The 20,978-nt window shown below is 63.6% G+C and carries 15 protein-coding genes; 10 read left to right on the top strand and 5 right to left on the bottom strand.

The window, feature by feature from the left end:
- Positions 1 to 74: 74 nt before the first annotated feature.
- The 5 genes from mreC to BT173_RS19925 are packed head-to-tail and all read left to right on the top strand — an operon-like array spanning position 75 to position 5,469.
- Complete coding sequence (mreC, locus tag BT173_RS01310) at positions 75 to 965, top strand: rod shape-determining protein MreC (RefSeq protein WP_072426808.1); 891 nt, start codon at positions 75 to 77, stop codon at positions 963 to 965.
- Positions 965 to 1,477 (top strand): rod shape-determining protein MreD, encoded by a 513-nt coding sequence (gene mreD / locus BT173_RS01305; protein WP_072426807.1) that lies wholly within the window; start codon positions 965 to 967, stop codon positions 1,475 to 1,477. Before mreC ends, mreD begins: the two co-directional genes overlap by 1 nt.
- Complete coding sequence (gene mrdA, locus BT173_RS01300) at positions 1,474 to 3,435, top strand: penicillin-binding protein 2 (RefSeq protein ID WP_072426806.1); 1,962 nt, start codon at positions 1,474 to 1,476, stop codon at positions 3,433 to 3,435. The genes mreD and mrdA overlap by 4 nt, the downstream gene beginning before the upstream one ends.
- Positions 3,425 to 4,522 carry a rod shape-determining protein RodA gene (rodA, locus tag BT173_RS01295; RefSeq protein WP_072426805.1) on the top strand — a complete coding sequence of 366 codons (1,098 nt, stop codon included), beginning with the start codon at positions 3,425 to 3,427 and terminating at the stop codon, positions 4,520 to 4,522. Before mrdA ends, rodA begins: the two co-directional genes overlap by 11 nt.
- Positions 4,519 to 5,469: a septal ring lytic transglycosylase RlpA family protein gene (locus BT173_RS19925; RefSeq protein ID WP_072426804.1), complete on the top strand. Its 951-nt coding sequence runs from the start codon at positions 4,519 to 4,521 to the stop codon at positions 5,467 to 5,469. The genes rodA and BT173_RS19925 overlap by 4 nt, the downstream gene beginning before the upstream one ends.
- A gap of 67 nt (positions 5,470 to 5,536) precedes the next feature.
- Here the strand turns inward: BT173_RS19925 and BT173_RS01285 are convergent, their stop codons facing one another.
- Entirely contained in the window at positions 5,537 to 6,412 is an 876-nt protein-coding gene (locus BT173_RS01285) for a FecR domain-containing protein (RefSeq protein WP_072426803.1), read from the bottom strand.
- 104 nt (positions 6,413 to 6,516) lie between these two features.
- Here BT173_RS01285 and leuS point away from each other — a divergent pair, with 104 nt between their 5' ends.
- The 5 genes from leuS (at position 6,517) to rng (ending at position 13,177) form a co-directional block, all read left to right on the top strand.
- The gene (gene leuS, locus BT173_RS01280; protein WP_072426802.1) at positions 6,517 to 9,123 is read left to right on the top strand and encodes a leucine--tRNA ligase; all 2,607 of its coding nucleotides are present in this window, start codon (positions 6,517 to 6,519) and stop codon (positions 9,121 to 9,123) included.
- A 79-nt stretch (positions 9,124 to 9,202) separates the two neighbouring features.
- Positions 9,203 to 10,006, top strand: coding sequence for a hypothetical protein (locus BT173_RS01275; protein ID WP_072426801.1), 804 nt, complete (start codon positions 9,203 to 9,205; stop codon positions 10,004 to 10,006).
- Positions 10,007 to 10,113: 107 nt separating this feature from the next.
- Entirely contained in the window at positions 10,114 to 10,629 is a 516-nt protein-coding gene (locus tag BT173_RS01270; RefSeq protein ID WP_175545526.1) for an LPS-assembly lipoprotein LptE, read from the top strand.
- Positions 10,629 to 11,642, top strand: coding sequence for a DNA polymerase III subunit delta (gene holA / locus BT173_RS01265; protein ID WP_072426799.1), 1,014 nt, complete (start codon positions 10,629 to 10,631; stop codon positions 11,640 to 11,642). Before BT173_RS01270 ends, holA begins: the two co-directional genes overlap by 1 nt.
- 77 nt (positions 11,643 to 11,719) lie before the next feature.
- A complete protein-coding gene (gene rng, locus BT173_RS01260; RefSeq protein ID WP_072426798.1) occupies positions 11,720 to 13,177 on the top strand; it encodes a ribonuclease G in 1,458 nt (485 codons plus the stop codon).
- Positions 13,178 to 13,213: 36 nt separating this feature from the next.
- Here rng and BT173_RS01255 read toward each other — a convergent pair whose 3' ends face one another.
- The 4 genes from BT173_RS01255 to BT173_RS01240 form a co-directional block, all read right to left on the bottom strand.
- On the bottom strand, positions 13,214 to 13,999 hold the full coding sequence (locus tag BT173_RS01255) for a substrate-binding periplasmic protein (protein ID WP_072426797.1): 786 nt from the start codon (positions 13,997 to 13,999) through the stop codon (positions 13,214 to 13,216).
- 110 nt (positions 14,000 to 14,109) lie between these two features.
- Positions 14,110 to 16,758, bottom strand: coding sequence for a cyanophycinase (locus tag BT173_RS01250; RefSeq protein ID WP_072426796.1), 2,649 nt, complete (start codon positions 16,756 to 16,758; stop codon positions 14,110 to 14,112).
- Positions 16,759 to 16,921: 163 nt separating this feature from the next.
- Positions 16,922 to 18,643, bottom strand: a complete 1,722-nt coding sequence (locus tag BT173_RS01245) for a tetratricopeptide repeat-containing response regulator (RefSeq protein ID WP_084658034.1) — start codon at positions 18,641 to 18,643, stop codon at positions 16,922 to 16,924.
- A 56-nt stretch (positions 18,644 to 18,699) separates the two neighbouring features.
- Positions 18,700 to 20,874 carry a UvrD-helicase domain-containing protein gene (locus BT173_RS01240; protein WP_072426795.1) on the bottom strand — a complete coding sequence of 725 codons (2,175 nt, stop codon included), beginning with the start codon at positions 20,872 to 20,874 and terminating at the stop codon, positions 18,700 to 18,702.
- Between the last annotated feature and the right edge of the window lie 104 nt (positions 20,875 to 20,978).

Raw genomic sequence — 20,978 nt, 5'->3', positions numbered from 1 at the left:
GAGGCGCGAGGGGTGAGGCGAGTGGCGTAGTACGGCCCTCCCCTCACCCCTTGCTCCTTGCACCTCACACTGCCATGCAAGCCACCACCCAGCCGGCCTTCTTCAAGCAAGGCCCCAAACCGTTCAGCCGCCTGCTGATCTACGCCAGCCTGTCGCTAGCGCTGCTGCTTATCGACGTGCGCTGGCATATCCTGCAGCCGGCGCGCGAGATCGTCTCGGTGGCGCTCTACCCACTGCAGTGGCTGGCTACCGCGCCGGTATCGGTCGCGCATCAGGTCAGCAATTTCTTCGTCACCCAGACCGCCTTGCAGCAGGAAAACCGCCGACTGCAGGATGAGCGCCTATTGGCCAATGCCCAGCTGCTGCGTATGCAGGCCTTGCAGCAGGACAATGCCCAGCTGCGTCAGCTCCTGGTGGCGCGCGATACCCAGGGCGGGCGCGGCGTGCTGGCGGAGGTGCTCTATAACGACCGCGACCCCTACACGGCCAAGCTGGTGGTGGACCGCGGCGAGCAGGACAAGGTCAAGCCGGGCCAGGTGGTGATCGATCCGCTCGGTGTGGTCGGCCAGATCACCCGCGTGCAGCCGCTGACCTCGGAAGTGACCCTGATCACCCACAAAAACCAACCGGTGCCGGTGCAGGTGGTGCGCAATGGCCTGCGCGGCGTGGTGTTCGGTGCCGGTCCGCAGAACCCGCTCGAGGTGCGCTTCATGCCGGTGAATGCCGATATTCGCAATGATGACCTGCTGGTCACCTCGGGCATCGATGGCACTTATCCGGCCGGCCTGCCGGTGGCCAAGGTCACCCGGGTGGACCGCAATGCCGGTTCGGCCTTCGCACGTATCAGCTGCGAGCCGGCCGCCGATGTGGATATGCATCGCTTCATGTTGATTCTGGACGAGCAGCGCGTGCTGCCCGCGCGCCCGCCCGAGCCGGTGGCGGACAAGAAAAAGGGAGCGCACTGATGCCGGTATCGCGCCAGTTGCTCAAGCACGTCTCCTTCAGTTTCATCCTGTTCACCTTCGTCGTCGCCGTCACCACGGCGCTGATCCCCTGGGGATCCACCATCCGTGCCGTGCTGCCCGATTTCGTGGCCCTGGTGCTGTTCTACTGGTGCATGTATCAGTCGCGCCGCATCGGCATCGGTTGGGCCTTCTGGCTCGGCATCGTGCTGGATATCGCCGACGGCAATGTGTTCGGTCAGCACGCGCTCGCCTACTGCCTGACCGCCTGGTTCGTGCTGGCGCGCCATCGCCAGCTCGGCATGTTCCCGCTCTGGCAACAGGCGCTGTATATCGGCCCGCTGCTGTTCGCCAATCAGGCCATCATGCTGCTGGTGCGCCTGGCCACCGGCAGTGCCTTCCCCGGCTGGTACATCTTTATCGGCGCGCTGAGCGGCGCCATCTTCTGGCCGCTGCTCACGCTGATCCTGCAGCTGCAGCAGCGCTCGGAAAAACGCGCTGAAATCCAGTCATGAGCCGGCGCACTGTTCTGCGCGACCACCATGGCGAGCGCTACAGCTTCCAGCTGCGCCTCTTGGTCGCGATCACCGCCGTACTGATCGGCTTCGGCATCCTGCTCGGCCGCTTCGTCTTCCTGCAGGTGATCCAGTACGACAAGTACCACACGCTGGCGGAATCGAACCGTATTTCGCTGGTGCCGATTCCACCCTCGCGCGGCATTGTCACCGACCGTAACGGCGTGGTGCTGGCGCACAACTTCTCTGCCTATACGCTGGAAGTCACCCCGTCCAAGCTGCCCGGCAAGCTCAATGACACCATCGACGCGCTGGCCGGCCTGATCGAGATCACCGCCAAGGACAGACGGCGCTTCCGCAAGCTCTTGGAAGAGAGCAAGGACTTCGAGTCGTTGCCGATCAAGACCCGTCTGAGCGACGAGGAGGTGGCGCGCTTTGCCGTGAATGCCTTCCGCTTTCCCGGCGTGGAGATCAAGGCACGCCTGTTCCGCCACTACCCGATGGGTGAGTCAGCCTCGCATCTGGTCGGCTATATCGGTCGCATCAATGACCGCGATCTGAAAAAGCTGGAAGAAGACGAGCGCCTGGCCGAGTACCGCGGCACCGACCATATGGGCAAGTTCGGGCTCGAGCAGAGTTACGAGGAAGTACTGCACGGCAAGACCGGTTACGAGGAAGTGGAAACCGATGCCGGTGGCCGCGCGATTCGCAGCCTGCGTCGCAGCCCGCCGGTGGCGGGCAGCAATCTGGTCCTGACCGTGGATATCAAGCTGCAGCAGCTGGTCGAGCAGGCCTTTGGCGACCGCAAGGGCGCGCTGGTGGCGATCGAGCCGTCCACCGGCGGTGTGCTGGCCATGGTGTCGCGCCCCGGTTTCGACCCGAATCTCTTTGTGGACGGCATCGACCCGGTGTCCTGGCGCGAGCTGAACGATGCCGCCACCCGGCCTTTGAACAACCGCGCGATTCAGGGCCTCTACCCGCCCGGCTCGACCTTCAAGCCCTTTATGGCGCTGGCCGCGCTGGAAACCGGTAAGCGCCGCCCGCACGATGCGATTGCCGATCCGGGCTTCTTCATCCTCGGCAACCACCGCTGGCGCGACGACAAGCTCGACGGCCACGGCATGGTCGATATGGTCAAATCCATCGTGGTCAGCTGCAATACCTATTACTACAAGCTGGCCAACGATATGGGCATCGACCTGATCTCCGGTTTCATGGGGCCGCTGGGTTTCGGCAGCAAGACCGGCATCGACCTGCCCGGCGAGAAAGCCGGCATCCTGCCCTCGCAGGAATGGAAGCGCAAAGCCTTCAAGCGCAAGGAACAGCAGCGCTGGCTGGCCGGTGACACGATCTCGATCGGCAATGGCCAGGGCTATAACAGCTACACGATTCTGCAGCTGGCCCAGGCCACCGCCACCCTGGTCAATAACGGTGTGCAGTACCGCCCGCATCTGGTGGGTTTTATCGAGGACAGCGCCAGCCGCGAGCGTCGTCCGGTTGAACCGCAGCCGGCCAAGCAGCTACCGTATAAACCGGCCCATATCGAAGTGATCAAACAGGCGATGGTGAATGTGAACCTGGCCGGGACCTCGGCGCAGGCCTTTGCCAGCGCCCAGTACACCTCGGGCGGCAAGACCGGCACCGCGCAGGTGTTCAGCCTGAAGGGTGCCAAGTACAACGCCAGTACCACGCGTGAAGAGCTGCGCGACCACGCGCTCTTTGTGGCCTTCGCCCCGGCCGACAAGCCGAAGATTGCGCTGGCCATGATTGTGGAAAACGCCGGCTTTGGCGCCCAGCATGCGGCCCCGATCGCCCGGAAGGCCTTTGACTACTATCTGCTGGGCAAGCTACCGGCCGCGGAGGCGCCTGCCCCGGCTCAGCCTGCGCCGCCCAGCCCGCCGCCCAGCCCGCCGCAGAGCCCGATCGAAGAATTCATGAGTCGCCCCCATGTGGACTAAACGCCTGTTCAAACGCATCACCGAGCCAGTCGACCCCTGGCTGCTGCTATTCGTGCTGATGCTGGTCAGCGTGAGCCTGCTGACCATCTACTCGGCGTCGAACGAGAGCATGGCCAAGATCAGCAGCAAGCTGGTCTCGGTCGGCGTGGCATTCAGTGCGATGTGGCTGATCGCCAATCTGCGCCCGCAGCAGCTGATGTGGCTGGCGCCCATCATCTATGCCTTGGGGCTGATCCTGCTGTTTGGTGTGGCGGCGTTTGGCGAGATCACCAATGGTGCGCGGCGCTGGCTCGACCTCGGCATTGCGCGTATCCAGCCTTCGGAGCTGATGAAGCTGGCCGTGCCGATGATGCTGGCCTGGTACTTCGAACGCTATGAGGCGAATTTGCGCCTCAAGCACTTTGGCGTGGCCGCCTTGCTGATCGCGGTACCGATGATTCTGGTGCTTAAGCAGCCCGACCTTGGTACTGCGCTGCTGATTGCGGCGGCCGGCTTCTATGTGCTGTTCTTCGCCGGCCTGTCGTGGAAAGTCATGCTCAGCCTGCTGGTCATTACGCTCGCCAGCCTGCCGGTGGCCTGGACCCATATGCATGAGTACCAGCGCCAGCGTGTGATGACCCTGCTCGACCCGATGGCCGATCCGCTCGGCGCCGGCTACCACATCATCCAGTCCACCATCGCCATCGGCTCGGGCGGCCTGTTTGGCAAAGGCTGGTTGAGCGGCACCCAGACCCATCTGGATTTCATCCCCGAGCGCACCACCGACTTTATCTTCGCCGTGTACAGCGAGGAATTCGGCCTGCTCGGCAATATCGTGCTGCTGATCCTGTTCCTGTGCGTGATCGGGCGCGGTCTGATGATCGCCAATAATGCCTCCAGCGTATTCGGCCGCCTCTTGGCCGGTGCGCTAACCCTGTCCTTCTTCACCTACGCGATGGTCAATATGGGCATGGTGTCGGGCATGCTGCCGGTGGTGGGTGTGCCCCTGCCGCTGGTCAGTTTTGGGGGGACGGCCATGCTGTCCATCCTGATCGGTTTCGGTATGCTGATGTCCATCCAGCGTGACCGAAAGTTGATGAAGAATTGAAGATCTACCCTTACCTACTGCCGCTCTTGCTGCTGGCCGGCTGTGCCAGTCAACTGCCCAGCCCGGCGCCGCGTCTGCCCGTGTCGCCGGCCAGCAAGCCGACTGAGCCCACCAAGCCTGCCCTGCTCCCAGCCAAACCTGAGCAGATTCCCCAGCAGATGGGGGGCTACTACCAGGACGATGGCCCCATCCTGGCCGTGCCCTATGATCTGGACGCCCTGCAGGAGCCCGAGGTGAAGGCCGAACCGCTGCACCGCTATGCGAATCGGCCTTACCGCGCGCTGGGGCGCAGCTATGCGCCGCTCAAGCAATATGGCGACTACAGCGCCGAGGGGCGTGCGTCCTGGTATGGCAAGAAGTTTCACGGGAAACGTACCGCCAGCGGCGAACCCTACGATATGTTCCGGCTCAGCGCCGCCCACCCGCTGCTGCCGATTCCTAGCTATGCGCGGGTGACCAATCTGGCCAACGGCAAGGCGGTGGTGGTGCGGGTCAATGACCGCGGCCCCTTCCACAAGGGGCGTGAGATTGATCTGTCCTACGCGGCCGCCTATCGGCTAGGCTTTCACAATCTGGGCAGTGCCAAGGTGAAGGTCGAGTCGCTGCAGCCGGGCGAAACCGTGGCCGCCGCCGAGCTGCAGGCCAAGCCGGAAAATACCGAAAGCAGCCCGCCACCTGCGCCTGCGCTGCCCGCCGTGGCGCAGGCCGATGGCAATGCCGCCATCCGCTGGGTGCAGCTGGGCGCCTTCGCCACCCAGTCGGCGGCGGAAAGCTTTCGCAGCAAGGTCAGCGCCGCATTGGGCTGGCTAGACAGCGCGCCCGCGCTGGCCGAGGGTGCCGGTGTCTGGCGCGTGCGCCTTGGCCCCTATCCCGACCGTAAGCAGGCACAGGCCATGGCCGACCGCATCATTGCCAGCGGCGATGTGCGCGCGGTGGTGGTGCGTTGACGCGGCGCAGTAGCGCAAAGCAAAACGGCAGCCCAGGCTGCCGTTTTCTTATGGAAGCGAGCCGGGCTCAGGATGCCATCGGCAGCACAGTGCTCAGCGGCGTACCAAGCTCCTGTTGCAGGCGCTCACCCAGCTGCTTGGCATCGCCCTCGCTGTGCAGTTGCTCGAGCCCCACGCGATAGCGGTTGCCGCTGATCGGGCGGATGCGCGCCGGGTAGCCGGCGGACTGCAGCTTGTCATACCAGCCCAGTGCCTCGTCCTGATTGGCCACGATGGCCACCAGCAAGCGCCATTTGCCGCCGCTGCTGGCCAGGCCCTGGCCATTCAGCAGCTCGGTCTGTGGCGCCCATTCCTGGCTGACCTTGTCGGCCGCCACCTTGGCCACCGCTAGCGAAGGCTTGTCGCGTGGGGCGACGAAGAAGTCGAGTGGCTGATCGAGTACATGCTGCTCGGCCTCGCCCTCACGCTGCACGCTGATGCGTCCTTCCAACAGGCAGACCAGGTCCTTCTCCGCATCCGACTTGCCCCAGATGTCGGTGCCGCGTATGCCGGCGGTGACAGTAGCGATGCGCACGTCCACTTCGCGCTGGCGACCCTTGGCCAAGAGGCCAGTGGTAAAGCGGAACGCGCCCTTGAGCACATTGAGCGCCGCGCTGAACGGACTGCTGCGGCCATCGGCGACATTGAGCTGATCGATGCGGAACACCGCCTCCTCGCCCAGCTTGATCTGGCTGCCCTCGGGCAGATTAAGCAGCACGCGCGCGGCGCGGCCCGTATGCAGCACATCGCCCGCCTGCAGTACCGCACCGGGCGCCAGCGGGCGCATCTGGCCGGCCCGTTCCAGCCAGGCCGGCATATTGACCGCGCCCACTGTGGTGGGGGCGGCCTGGGCTGCCAGGCTAAGCAGGATGGCGGCAGACAGGCGAAACAAGGCAGCGTGCATATGCAGTTCCCGAAACGGTGCGAGCACGGGGCTCGGTTATAATCGACGCTTTATTTTTGGCCGCCACGCTGGTTGTGGGCGGCAAGTGCTTCAGGATAGCCCACATGCAAGAACACTACCGCCCGTCCGAGGTTGAAGCCGCTGCCCAGCAACACTGGGAAAGCCGCGATGCCTACCGCGTTGTCGAAGACCAGAACAAGCCCAAGTTCTACGCCTGCTCGATGCTGCCCTACCCGTCGGGCAAGCTGCATATGGGCCATGTGCGCAATTACACGATCAACGACATGCTGGCCCGCCATCTGCGCATGAAGGGCTTCAATGTGCTGATGCCCATGGGCTGGGATGCTTTCGGCCTGCCGGCCGAGAACGCCGCCATCGCCTATGGCAAGCCGCCGGCCGAGTGGACCTACGCGAATATCGCCGACATGAAGTCGCAGATGCAGCCCTTGGGCCTGGCGTTCGACTGGTCACGCGAAGTGGCGACCTGCGACCCGGCCTATTACAAGTGGAACCAGTGGCTATTCCTGAAGATGCTCGAGAAGGGCATTGCCTACAAGAAGACCCAGGTGGTGAACTGGGACCCGATCGACCAGACCGTGCTGGCCAATGAGCAGGTGGTGGACGGCCGCGGCTGGCGCTCGGGCGCCATCGTGGAAAAGCGCGAGATCCCCGGTTACTACTTCGGCATCACCCAGTATGCCGATGAACTCCTGAACGATATCGACAAGCTCGATGGCTGGCCTGACCAGGTGCGCGCCATGCAGCGCAACTGGATCGGCAAGTCGGAAGGCGTGCGCTTCGCCTTCAGCCACGATATCCGCGACGCCGAGGGCAAGCTGATTGGTGACGGCCAGATGTGGGTGTTCACCACGCGCGCCGACACCATCATGGGCGTGACCTTCTGCGCGGTGGCCGCCGAGCACCCGCTGGCCACCCGCGCTGCGGAACTGAAGCCGGAACTGGTCGAGTTCATCGAGGAGTGCAAGAAGGGCGGCGTGTCGGAAGCCGAGATTGCCACCCAGGAAAAGAAGGGCCGTGCGACCGGCCTGTTCGTCACCCATCCGCTGACCGGCGAGCAGGTTGAAATCTGGATCGGCAACTATGTGCTGATGAGCTACGGCGATGGCGCGGTAATGGGCGTGCCAGCCCATGACGAGCGCGACTTTGCCTTCGCGAACCAGTACGGCATCGCCATCAAGCAGGTGGTGGCCGTGGAGGGTGAAACCTTCGACAGCAAGGTCTGGGCTGAGTGGTACGGCGACAAGAGCCGTGGCCTGACCATCCATTCCGGCAAATACGATGGCCTGAGCTACAAGGCCGCGGTCGATGCGGTGGCTGCCGATCTGGCCGCCAAGCACATCGGTGAGAAGAAAACCACCTGGCGCCTGCGCGACTGGGGTATCTCGCGCCAGCGCTACTGGGGCACGCCGATCCCGATGATCCACTGCGACTGCTGCGGCGATGTGCCCGTGCCTTACGATCAGCTGCCGGTGGTGCTGCCGACCGATTGCGTGCCGGATGGCTCGGGCAACCCGCTCAATAAGCGCGATGACTTCCTCAAGGTCGACTGCCCGAAGTGCGGCAAGCCGGCACGGCGCGAAACCGACACCATGGATACCTTCGTCGATTCGAGCTGGTACTTCATGCGCTACACCTGCCCTGACGCGAGCGATATGGTCGATGCACGCAATGATTACTGGATGGCCGGCGGCATGGACCAGTATATCGGCGGTATCGAACACGCCGTGCTGCACCTCCTGTACGCGCGCTTCTGGACCAAGGCCATGCGTGACCTTGGCCTCGTGCAGATCGACGAGCCGTTCAAGGCGCTGTTCACCCAGGGCATGCTGCTGAACGAATCGTTCTACCGCGAAGAAGCGAGCGGCAAGAAGATCTGGTTCTACCCGAACGAGGTAGAAGTTGCGCACGACGACAAGGGTCGTCCGGTATCGGCCATCCTGAAGGCCGATGGCCAGCCAGTGATCATGGGCGGCATCGAGAAGATGTCCAAGTCCAAGAATAATGTGGTCGAACCGAAGGACATCATCGCCCGCTTCGGCGCCGATACCGCCCGCCTGTTCACCATGTTCGCCGCCCCACCCGAGCAGAGCGCTTCGTGGTCGGACAGCGGTGTGGAAGGCGCGTCGCGTTATCTGCGTCGCCTATGGGGCTTCGGTCACAAGCACGCCGAGGCCATCAAGGCGGCTGGCGCGGTGGCCGAGCTGGACAAGGATGCCAAGGCCTTGCGCTTCGACATCCACAGCACGCTCAAGCAGATCAATGCCGACTACGAGCGCCTGCAGTACAACACCGTGGTGTCGGGCGCGATGAAGCTCTTGAACGCGCTGGACGGCTACAAGGGCGATAACGTGGCCGTGCTGCGCGAGGGCCTGGGCATCCTGCTGCGCGCGCTCTATCCGGTCGCGCCGCATATCTGCCATGTGCTATGGACCGAATGTGGCTTCGAAGGCGAGATCATCGACACGGCCTGGCCCGAGCCGCTGGCTGCGGCCCTGGCCCAGGACGAGATCAAGCTGATGGTGCAGGTGAACGGCAAGCTGCGCGGCGAGATTGAAGTGCCGGCCAGCGCCGACCGCGCCGCCATCGAAGCGTTTGCCCTCGCCAATGCCAATGTGCAGAAGTACCTGGAAGGCCAGACGCCGAAGAAGGTGGTGGTGGTGCCGGGTCGTCTGGTGAACCTAGTGGTGTAAGCCGCCCTTGGCAATGTCGGCCGCGTTGCGACGCGGCCGACCGTGTTTTTCCAGCCTGTGCCGATCAGGACCGCGTCCCATGCCTCTCAAGCTGTGCTCAGCCCTGCTGGCCCTCATGCTGCTGTCCGCCTGCCAGAGCGTCCAAACCATCAGCCTGCGACTGCCCGTCGAGGTGCAGGCCACGTTGCTTACCTGTCCGGCCAGCTTCACGGCCTCAGACCAGAACGGTGACTTGCAGCTGGCGGCCTGTGACTACCAGCTGACGGTGCGTCAGCTCGACAAGCCCAGTGTGGCGGGCCTGCACAGTGGTGTGCAGATCGGGTCTGGCCAGTCATCGTCTATCCAGATCGAGCAGGGGCGGGATGAAAAGCGCTGGCAGTTTCAACTGGCCCTGCGCCAGCCCGGCGGTTTGCTCAGTAACTGGGACTGCGAGCAGCGGCAAGAGCGCAGCTATGCCATGCTGAACCGCCAGGGTGCGGCGCAGTTCCTGCGTGCCGAGCTGATCTGCACCAGCCAGCAAGGCGGCGCTCAGGAACGTTTCCGCTTTGATTACCAGCAACCCGAGCAGCTGCACTGGCAGTATGCGGGCCAATCGCACACCTGGCAGTTGCGCGGCCAGCGCGATGTGCTGCTTGATGCCGGGCAGGCGAGCCGCTTGCCGGTGGACATGGGCTGGTGCCTATATACCGAGCAGGGCAGTCTGCAAGGCTGCATGGACTGGTTACAGGACGGCGGCACGCTTTGGCCCCGGGCGCAGCACGAGCTACAGCAGCAGCGCCGCTTTGCCGCGTTCGCCTTGTTGATGCGCACGCTGCAGCGCGAAGATCATCTGCTGCACGGCTGGAAAAACACGCCCTGCATTGCTGGGCTGCTGTCCTGCTGATGCGGGCCTCAGCACAAGCCCATATCGCCTTGACCGGCCCGACTGCCTATACTCGGCCCGGTCTGGGCAATGCCCTTTTGTCACGCTGTTCTGAATAGATGGGTCCCATGCGCTTTCGCCTTGTAATGCTCAGCCTTGTCAGTCTGCTCTCCGCCTGCGGTTTTCATCTGCGCGGCATGGGGCAGAGCACGCCGCTGGCCTTTGCCAGCCTGCATCTGCAGGCGCCCCTGACCGGCTTGGGCGAGGCTTTGCAGCGCCAGCTCTCGTTGCGCCCCGATCTGACCCTGCTGCCGGCCAATGCGGCCGAAGCCAGCCTGGTGGTGGACAGTGAGTCGGTGGACAAGCAGATCCTGACCGTGAACAAGTCGGGCCGGGTGGTTGAATACCAGCTCGTCTACCGCGCGCGTTTCCACCTGAGCCAGTCCGGTCGTGACTGGATAGCACCGACCGAGCTGACCCTGCGCCGTGATTACTCGTTTGACGAGAGCAATGTGCTGGGCAAGGCGGCCGAGGAAAAGGCCTTGCTACGCGATATGCATCACGATGCTGCCCAGCAGATCATCCGTCGCCTCGCCGCGCTCAAGCCGCAAGCGGCGCCGGCCACGCCGGTGCCGGGCAAATAATGCAGCTGCGCCCGGCCGAGCTGGCCGCCCATCTGAACAAAGCGCGTCTGCTGCCCATCTATGTCGTGCACGGCGAAGAGGCGCTGGTGGCGCTGGAAGCCGCGCAGGCCATTCGCGATGCCGCGCGCCAGCAGGGTTTTGCCGAACGCCAGGTGCTGACGGTCGAATCGGGCTTCAAATGGGCTGAACTGGCCGCCTCCGGCCAGGCCATCTCGCTATTTGCCGAACAAAAACTGATCGAGCTGCGCGTGCCGAATGGCAAGCCGGGCAGCGAAGGTGGGGAGGCCCTGCAGAGCTATGCCGCCAGCGCACCGAGCGACAATGTGCTGTTGGTGCAATTGCCCAAGCTCGACAAGCCGCAGCTATCGTCCAAGTGGTTCACCGCGCTGGAGAACGCCGGTGCGGTGATTGCCTGCCCAGCCATAAACCGCGATGCCCTGCCCGGCTGGATTGCCGAACGCCTGCAGCGTCAGCAGCAGCGCCTGAGCAGCGAGGCGATGGAGTATCTGGTTGCCCGTGTTGAGGGCAATCTGCTGGCGGCTAAGCAGGAAATCGACAAGCTGTCGTTGCTGCACCCGGCGGGTGAGCTGAGCCTGGATGATCTGCAGGCGGCGGTGGCCAATGTGGCACGCTACGATGTGTGGGGCCTGGGTGAGGCGCTGATCGCCGGGGATGCCGGCCGTCTGGCGCGCATGCTGGCCGGTTTGCAGGGTGAGGGCGAAGCACCGGTGCTGGTGCTGTGGGCGCTGGCCGACGAGGTGCGCGCGCTTTTAAAAGTCGGCCTTGGGCGTGCCAATGGCGCTAATCTGCAGCAGCTGTACCGCGAGAACCGCGTCTGGGGCGATAAGCAGAAGCGCTACCCACAGGCGCTGGACCGCCTGAAAGCCAGCCAGCTGAAAGCCGCCCTGGCCCACGCGGCCGAGATCGATCGCATCATCAAGGGCGTGGGGCAAGGCGATGCCTGGGAAGAGTTGCTCAAGCTTGGCATGCGGCTGATGCCGCAGGGGCGCTAGCCGGGCGGGCCTGAAATTTTGTACCTCAGCACATGCGGGGAGGCGTGTGCTGCGGTACACATTTTCGGAACAAGCGCATGAAAGAACATATCCTGATCAACGTCACCCCGCAGGAAACGCGGGTGGCGGTGACTGAAGAGGGCGTCGTCCAGGAACTGCATATCGAGCGTACTGCTCAGCGCGGCATTGTTGGCAATGTCTATCTGGGCGTGGTCAAACGCGTGCTGCCGGGCATGCAGTCGGCCTTTATCGAGATCGGTCTCGAACGCGCGGCCTTTCTGCATATTGCCGATGTGATCGAGCAGCGCCAGCACCCGAGCGAGCCGCAGCGCATTGAAAGGCTGATGTACGAAGGCCAGAGCGTGATGGTGCAGGTGATCAAGGACCCGATTGGCACCAAGGGCGCACGCCTGTCCACGCAGATCAGCATTGCCGGGCGCTTCCTGGTCTTCCTGCCCCAGGAACACCATATCGGTGTCAGCCAGCGCATCGAGCACGGTGTGGGGCGCGAACACCTGCGCGAGCGCCTCTTGAAGATGCTGCCACCCGGGGACGAGCACGGCGGCTACATCATCCGCACCTCGGCCGAGCATGCCTCGGAAGACGAGCTGCGTGCCGACGTGGAATACCTGAGCCTGATCTGGGCCGACCTCAAGCAAAAAGCCAAGACCCTGCCGCCCAAGTCCATGCTCTATCAGGACCTGAATCTGGCCATGCGCGTGCTGCGCGATATCGTGCGCGACGAGACCCAGAAGGTGGTGGTCGATTCACGTGAAACCTTCCAGAAGATGAGCGAGTTCGCCGAGGCCTTCGTGACCAATGTCGCGCCACGGCTTGAGCACTATCTGGGCGAACGGCCGGTGTTCGAGATGCATGGCGTGGAGGCCGAGATCGAGCGCGCGCTGGCGCGCCGGGTGAATCTGAAATTCGGCGGCTATCTGATCATCGACCAGACCGAGGCGATGACTACCATCGATGTGAATACCGGCGGCTTCGTGGGTACCCGCTCGTTCGACGACACGATCTTCAAGACCAATCTGGAAGCGACCCAGGTGATTGCGCGCCAACTGCGCCTGCGCAATCTGGGCGGCATCATCATCGTCGACTTCATCGATATGGATAATGCCGAGCACCGCGAGCAGGTGCTGCACGAGCTGCACAAGGCGATGAGCAAGGACCGCACCAAGGTGACGGTATCCGGTTTCACCTCGCTGGGCCTCGTGGAAATTACGCGCAAGCGCACGCGTGAGAGTCTTGCCCACATTCTGTGCGAACCCTGCCCGGTCTGCCAGGGGCGCGGCGAGATCAAGACTGCGCAAACCGCCTGCTATGAAATCCTGCGCGAGATCCTGCGCGAGGCGCGCCAGTTCAATGCCAAGGAATACCGGATTCTGGCCAGCCAGACCGTCATCGATATGTTTCTCGACGAGGAAAGCGCGAATCTGGCCATGCTGGCCGACTTCATCGGCAAGCCGATTTCCCTGCAGGTGGAAAGCGCTTACACCCAGGAGCAGTACGATGTGATCCTGGTCTAGGGCCGGCTCACCTGTCTGCTGGCGGGTGCAGCGGCGCTAGCCCGCGGCCGGTACAAAGCCGGCCGGGCAGCTCACCTGGTTGAGCAGGCGACCGTATTCGCCCGAGCGGCGCAGCTGGGCCAGTCCGCGGTTGAAGGCGGCCATGCGCTCGGCGCTTTGCGCCAGGCTGCGTGGCAGCATCAGATGGGTGGTGAAGTTGGGGGTCATCAGCTGCGGATGCACACGCAGGCTGGCAGTCTGGCTGGCCTTGAAATGGTGGCTGAGCAGATCACACGCCACGTTGCGCTCGATCGGCACCACATCGACACGGCGCGCCAGCAGCTTCTTCAGCGCGGCCAGGTCGTCGGGCGTCCAGTCCACATTCAGTACACCGCGCTCGACCAGGGCATGGAATTCCGGCGTGTAGGTGTAGTTGCGTATCGCCGCCACCCGCCAGGGTTTGAGGTCGGCCATCTCGCGCCAGTCGAATTTGAGCGGCTGGCGATACAGGAACACCCACTGCTCGGTCAGCACATTGTCGCTGAGCCAGAAATCCTTCTCGCGCTCGGCCTTGTAGCCCCAGTAGGCGGTGCCGTCCCAGCGCCCACCGCGGCTTTCTTCCAGCGTACGGTTCCAGGGCATGAACACATACTCGACTTGGTAACCGGCCAGCTCGAAGGCGCGCCGCACGATGCTCAGCGCAATGCCCTTATCGGCGCGCGCCTCGGTCGCATAGGGCGGCAGCTCGCCGGTGGCGATGCGCAGCCGTTCCCCGGCCTGTGCCGTAGCGAATAGCAACAGGGTGATCAGCGTGATGCGCAGGGTGGTTTGCAACAGGCGCACGGATTTCCTCGCAAGTAGTGCTGCTATCAGTCAGTCTGCACGTTTGTTGAGCTTAGGCATAAAAAAGCCCCGCCGCGTGGCGGGGCTTGCTGCAACACGACCAAAACGGCTTAGTCGCGGCTGCTGCGACCTCCCTCCCTGAGGCGTGCCGCAGTACGCGGCTTCTTGCTAGCCTGGATGAGGGCTTGCGGGGCAATGTCCAGCATCAGGTTGCTGTAGGCCACCTGGGCGCCGGCCCTGACCATCTGGGTGTCATTGCTGCGGTACAGGCGCGCCTGGTAGACCGGGCTGGCTTGACCTGCGCTGGCGCTGGTATTGCCCAGCGCCTGGCTGGCACCGCTGCTCGCCAAGGCGGTAGCCAGGGTCAGGTAGCTGCTGCTGCCGTATTCGAACACCGTGTCATTGCTTGGGGCCACAGCATTGGCCACGATGGCCATGGCGCGCTTGGCGGGGTGCAGGGTAATGCTCAGCTCGCCGCTGTCCACATCCAGTACCGCCTTGTCGCCCTGGGTCAGGTAGTGGGTGCGCACCCCGCTGATGGCATAGCTGCCTGCGCCGTTAACGCTGGCGCTGGCATGCTTCACGTCTGCGATATACACGCCGCCTGCACCTAGCACGGTCATGCTTACCTTGCCAGCCTTCACCTGACTCGTGGCCAGCGCGGTGTTTTCATCCAGGCCAAAGCCGTAACGTACGCCACTGTCCTTGGCCAGCCGCACCAGACGGCCTTCACGGGTGCGGATGGAGAAGTGGGTATCCACGATGCCATGGCCAAAGAAGCCCAAACCGCCCTCGGCATAGCGGATGGCGGTGGTGCCGGCATCATCCGGTGTCGGGCCTGTGCCTTGGGCAAAGCCGTGTTTGAGCGCGTTATAGCTGTCGCCACCGCCCAGCATCGGGATGGTCTTGTCGCCGCTCAGACCACCGCCTTGTACCGCAGCGCCTGCGCTGGTGCCGGATACCACCAGCTTGCCGGCGGCAAAGCGTGCCCGCAGCTTTTGCAGTTCCGGGCTGGCAACGGTGAGCTTGCCCTGGCTGTCGCGGCTGAGCAGGCTTTCCAAGTGACGGGCCTGATCGCCGCCGCTGAAGTAGATGCCATCGGCTTCTTCCAGCGCGGTATACAGGCTGGCCGGATTGGCGCAGTAGTCGCTTTGCAGCTTGGCCAGATCGGGGAAGACCAGATGCTGGTGGTAGATGCCGCCATAAGAGCCGGTATTGGCGTAGCTGGTGTAGCGCAGGCTGGCTTCATCGCACTTGCCGGCATCCAACGCGCTGCGCAAGCCGCCGGAAATCGGCAGCCATTTCACCTCGGCACCGGCGCTCTTGAGCGCGTAGCTATTGATGTCGGCATCCCAGAACGGGTTTTCCGCCGAGGCGGTGACCACCACCACCTTGGGCTTCTTGCCGGCCACGGCGCGTGCCGCAGCCACGAATTGCTCATAGATGTCACGGCTGGCCTGGTTGGCCAGGAAGGCGGTGCTGCGCAGCTCATAACGACGTGGGCTGAGGGCGCTAGGTACCACCAGACCTTCGCGCAGGATGGCGAGATCCATCGGGTTTAGACCATCGGTCAGGGCAATGGCCACCTTGCCCTCTGCATCCAGCTTGGTGGCCTTCACCGCGTCGCGTAGCTGAGCGCTGCTCAGGCCGCTGTTCGGCTGCAGGGTTTTGCTCAGATAGTCGCTGATCAGGATGATCTGTGCCTTGTGATCGGCATTCTCGAACGCCACCTCGCGCAGCTTGGCGACATTGTCAGCTGTCAGGTCGAAGCTCACGCCGTTATCCAGCGTATCGCGCCAGCCAAAGAAATCGTTGTCGCTGGCATTGCTGTAGAAGGCATTGCCGTCGGCAAACACATTGAATGGCCAGGCGCCCGGCTGGGCCAGTGTGCCCTTGCTCAGCATGTCGTTCAGGGTGGTCGTGAAGCGGCTCTTGGCATCGGCAGACAGATGGGGATTGGCCAGAATCGCATCGACCTTGGCCTGGGTGACGCTGTAGCTGAAGCTCACCTTGCTGGCGTCAAAATCCGGGTCCTGGATATCCGCTTCGCTCAGGCCGGCCATGGCGGGATCCTTGGCGAGGATATTGGCCCAGACTTCAGCACGGCTGCCGCTGCCCAGGCAATTGCTCTTGCTCCACGAGGAGCAGTTCTTGCCGCCGCCGCCAATCAGGAGCGATTGCACCGACATGCCCGCCAATATCTGCAGCGATTCGGCACGCGCCAGACTGCCCAGATAATGGGCTTCGGCGTCCTCTGCGCTGATCAGCGCGGTATTGCTGGTGTCGAGCTGACGGGCTGCCAGCTTGCTGACCACATCGGCCAGAATGGCATCGGCGCTGGCACTGAAGGTGGCGGCACTGGCCAGCGCGCTGCGCGTGGCTGCGCTGATGGTGATGCCGTTCGCGGCATTGCCGTCCTGGTCCAGCGTGGTCAAGAGCTGCACCAGCTTCAAGACCAGCGGATCGGTGTGGCTGCTGGCAGCCAGCAGGTCTTTCGGTGTCAGCGTCGCGGCGCCGCTTGCGCTACCGAGGGTGATGCCGCCGATCTGAAAGCTGACGGTATCGCCAGGGCGGAAGTTGAATTCACCGCCGGCATTGGTCACGCCGCTCAAGCCACTGCTGCTGCGCCAGCTCACGCCGGCCACTTCCGCATCCAGCAGGCGGCCGGTCAGGATGGGTTGCTCGTCTTCATCGCTGCCGCAAGCGGCCAGCATGGCTGCGCCAACCAGCCAGGCCAGGGTGGATTTTGTGAACTGCATTTGTCTTGCTCCTTGTTATGAACAACATCCCGACCAGGCTGGTCTTGGGTGCAGTGTGCGGAGCAAGCGCGATTAGGGATTTCAGCAATGCGACAGGATTTTTGCCTGAAGTGACCGGACGCCCCTCAACGCGGCTGAACGCGTCCGGCGGGGCGCCCTCGAATCAGGTGCGGAAGCGGCGCCGCGCGGTGTTGTAGGCATCGCGCAGCTTCAGGTATTTGACGCTGGCGGGTTCGAGCGACTTCACCTTGTCGAGGTAGAGCTGGGCGGTCTCCATGTATTCCTGGTGCCAGCCATTGCGCGTGACATAGGCCAGCATGGCGTTTACCGCGTTCAGCATCACCTGCACATTGGCGGGCATTTCCTCCACCGCCTGGATGAACTTCTGCACGGCGCCCTGGATATCGCCCGACTGGGCCATGCGCACGGCTTCGTTATTGATGCCGACAATGGCGCGCGCGGTCTCTTCTATCATTGCCTGGCCAAGATCGGCGCGGTCCACCGCCGAATACAGATTCGACACCCGCTCGAGCACCGCCGCGTCTTCGTGATGGTTGCGCAGCACCTTCTGCACGATCTCGCCGCCGGCCGCATCCTCACCCAGCCGGTAGCAGGCCTCGGCCAGCTCGAGCGCGTAGTTGTCGGGCACCTCGTTGGCCACGCCGGCGAACTGCTGCTTGGCCTTGTTCAAGAGCTGCTGGGCCCGGCTTTCATTGCCCTGCTTGATCGCCACCTGAGTCTCTACCACGGTGGCCAGCATCTCGGCCTTTTGGTCATAGCGGAACTCGCGCCGTACATCGGCCGCCACCTTGGCCGCCTCCATCACATCACCCTTGCCCAGGTGGGCCTTGGCCAGCGAGGAGTAATCACCGGCATCGCGCCAGAACGAGAACTTGGCCACATTGATGGTCTGCTGGAACGACTTCACCGCGGTGTCGAAGTCGCCATTGCGCATCGCCACTTCACCGAGTTTCTTCTGGCGCGACACATTGGCGGCTGACAATTCCACCGCGCGTTGCAGCATGCCCTGGGCTTCCACATGCTCGTGCTCGGCCTGGTGGATCTTGGCCAGCCAGTCATAGGCTTCCATGACACGGTTGTTCTCGGCCAGCAGCGCCTCGAACATCTGCCGCGCCGTGCTGTAGTCCTTGAGGTGGAACAGCGCCTTGGCCAGGCCCATCTTGGCCCAGGGCACATCGCGCGCATTCAGCACGGTCTGGTAGGTATCGCGCGCCATGCCGTGGTCGCCGATGGTCAGCGCGATCTTGCCCTTGAGCTTGAGGAAGTCGAGCAGGAAGGGATCCTTGGCGGCGATGCGTTCATTGCACTCGGCCAGCGCCTTGAAGTAGTCCTCATTGAGCATGGCCGCGTCGAGGTCCTCGAAGGCCATCTTCTTGCCATAGATGCGGTCGAGGCGCTGTTTGAGCTCCTCGCCGGTAAACGGCTTGAGCAGGTAATCATCGGGCGCCAGCTCGGCGGCCGAGATCACCATGCGCGCACGTCGCTCGCCGGTCACCACCATGAAGATGGCCGAGGGCTTGATCAGATTACGCAGCTTCAGCTCCTCTAGCAGGTGCAGGCCATCATAGCCATTGCCGAGGTCGTAATCGCACAGGATCACATCGTGGTTGCCGCGCTTGATGACGCCAATGGCCTCGGTGGCGCGGTGCGCATACTCGATCTTGGTCACGCCGAAGCTGGATAGCGTGGCATTCATGGCCGAGCGCATTTCCTGTACCGCGTCGATGACCAGGAAGCGCTTGCTGCCGTAATCGATTTCCATGCCCTGATTGGCATAGGCGCGCTGCAGGCCGGCTGCCGCGTCGTCGTCACCGCCGGCGCGGGCAGCGCGGGCGCTGAATAGGGGCGAATTGGCCGGGTTCATCTGATGCTCCTTTGCACGGGCGGGCGGAATGCACGCTGGGCGCGCGGCTAGGCTGCTTATTGCACCAGTTTAAGCTTGGCATACTCGAGCGCAAGCCACTTCAGGCCAGCGGCACCGAAGTTGACCTGCACATTTGCACCGGGCCCGGTGCCATCGTAATCGACCACCACGCCCTGGCCGAACTTGGCGTGTTCGACCGTGCAACCGACGCGCAGGCCGTGTTCGGGTGCGGCCTTCTCGATCTTGCGCGCTGGCATGGCTGACGGCGCATAGCCGCGGTTCAGCCATTTGAGCAGGTCCTCGGGGATTTCGCTCAGGAAGCGCGAGGCAATCGAGAAGCGCGTCTGGCCATGCAGCATGCGGCTTTGCGCGAGGCTCAGATACAGCTTGCGCCGTGCGCGGGTAATCGCCACATAGGCGAGCCGGCGCTCCTCCTCCAGGCCCTCGGGCGAGTTCAGGCTATTGTCGTGCGGGAACAGGCCTTCCTCGATGCCAGTCAGGAACACCGCGTGGAACTCCAGGCCCTTGGACGCATGCACGCTCATCAGCTGCAGCGCATCCTGACCTGGCGCAGCCTCGTGGTCGCCCGCCTCCAGCGAGGCATGGGCGAGAAAGGCATTCACATCGTTCTCGTTCTCCTGCACGAACACCGCGGCAGCTGAGATCAGCTGGTCCAGGTTCTCCAGCCGCTCCTGACCTTCCTTTTCATTCCGGTAGTGTTCGATCAGGCCGCTTTGCTCGATGGCCAGCTGCACCAGCTCGGCCAGTTGCAGCCCATCTTGCTGGGCGCGCATGCCCTCGATCAGCTGCACGAAGCGCGCCACCGCCGCCGCGCTGCGCCCCGCCCCGCCCGAGCAGGCAGCCTGCCAGATGCTGGTGCCGCTGCCGCGCGCGCTTTCCCCAAGGATTTCCAGCGTGCGGTTGCCAATGCCGCGCACCGGGAAGTTGATCACGCGCAGCAGCGCATTGTCGTCGTCGGGGTTGGCGATCAGGCGCAGATAGGCCAACGCGTGCTTGATTTCCTGGCGTTCGAAGAAGCGCAGGCCGCCATAGACGCGATACGGCAGGCCGGCCTGGAACAGCGCATGTTCGATCACACGCGACTGGGCATTGGAGCGGTACAGCACGGCCATATCGGCCAGCGGTGTGCCCTCGCGCTGCAGATTGCGCACCTCGTCCACCACGAAGCTGGCTTCCTCGAAATCGGAGGCTGCCTCGTACACGCGGATCGGGTCTCCCGCGCTTTCCGAGGTCCACAGATTCTTGCCCAGCCGGCCGCGGTTATGCGCGATCAGTGCATTGGCGGCGTCGAGGATATTGCCGTGCGAGCGGTAGTTCTGTTCGAGCTTGATCACCGTTTCCACCGCGAAGTCGCGCTGGAAGTCGGCCATATTGCCCACGTTCGCGCCGCGGAACGCGTAGATGCTCTGGTCGTCGTCACCCACGGCGAACACGGCGGCGGCTTCATCGGATGCGGTGGCAGCCGGCTGCTTGCCCAGCAGACGGTCGAGCGGGTCGCCCTTGCCGGCCAGCAGCTTCAGCCATTTGTACTGCAGGCGGTTGGTGTCTTGGAACTCGTCCACCAGGATGTAGCGGAAGCGCGCGTGGTAATGGCTGCGCAGCGCGGCGTTATCGCGCAACAGCTCGTAACAGCGCAGCAGCAGCTCGGCAAAGTCGACCACGCCCTCGCGCCGGCACTGGCGCTCGTATTCGTCGTACAGTTGCTTCATCTGCTGCGAATGCTGATCCCAGGCTTCCACCTCGGCCGGGCGGCGCCCTTCCTCCTTGTTCGCATTGATGTAGTACATCAGCTCGCGCGGCGGGTATTTCTCATCATCGATATTCAAGGCCTTCAAAAGGCGCTTGATGGCCGACAGCTGGTCGGCGGTATCCATGATCTGAAAGGCTTCCGGCAGGCCGGCATCGCGCCAGTGCAGGCGCAGCATGCGGTTACATAGGCCGTGGAAGGTGCCTATCCACAGACTGCGCGCATTGATGGGCAGCTGGGCCGATACCCGGGTCAGCATTTCCTTGGCGGCCTTATTGGTAAAGGTCACCGCCAGGATGCCGTGCTGGCTGACCTGGCCGGTGGACAGCAGCCAGACGATGCGGGTGGTCAGCACGCGCGTCTTGCCCGAACCGGCGCCGGCCAGGATCAGGGCCGGGACGGCGGGCAGGGTGACGGCGGCCAGTTGTTCGGGATTCAGGCCAGACAGCAGGGAAGACGACATGGGTGGGCAAGGCCGGTTGCAAGCGATGGGCGATTTTAGCCCGGATGGGCGACATCGACCCGCCTAAAGCCTGCCCCGCACCAGCATGACAGTCGGCGCGGCTG

Origin of the sequence: Chitinimonas taiwanensis DSM 18899 (assembly GCF_900119825.1) — a bacterium.
In the GTDB taxonomy this organism is placed as follows: domain Bacteria; phylum Pseudomonadota; class Gammaproteobacteria; order Burkholderiales; family Chitinimonadaceae; genus Chitinimonas; species Chitinimonas taiwanensis.
This window is presented reverse-complemented; position numbering and strand designations above follow the sequence as displayed.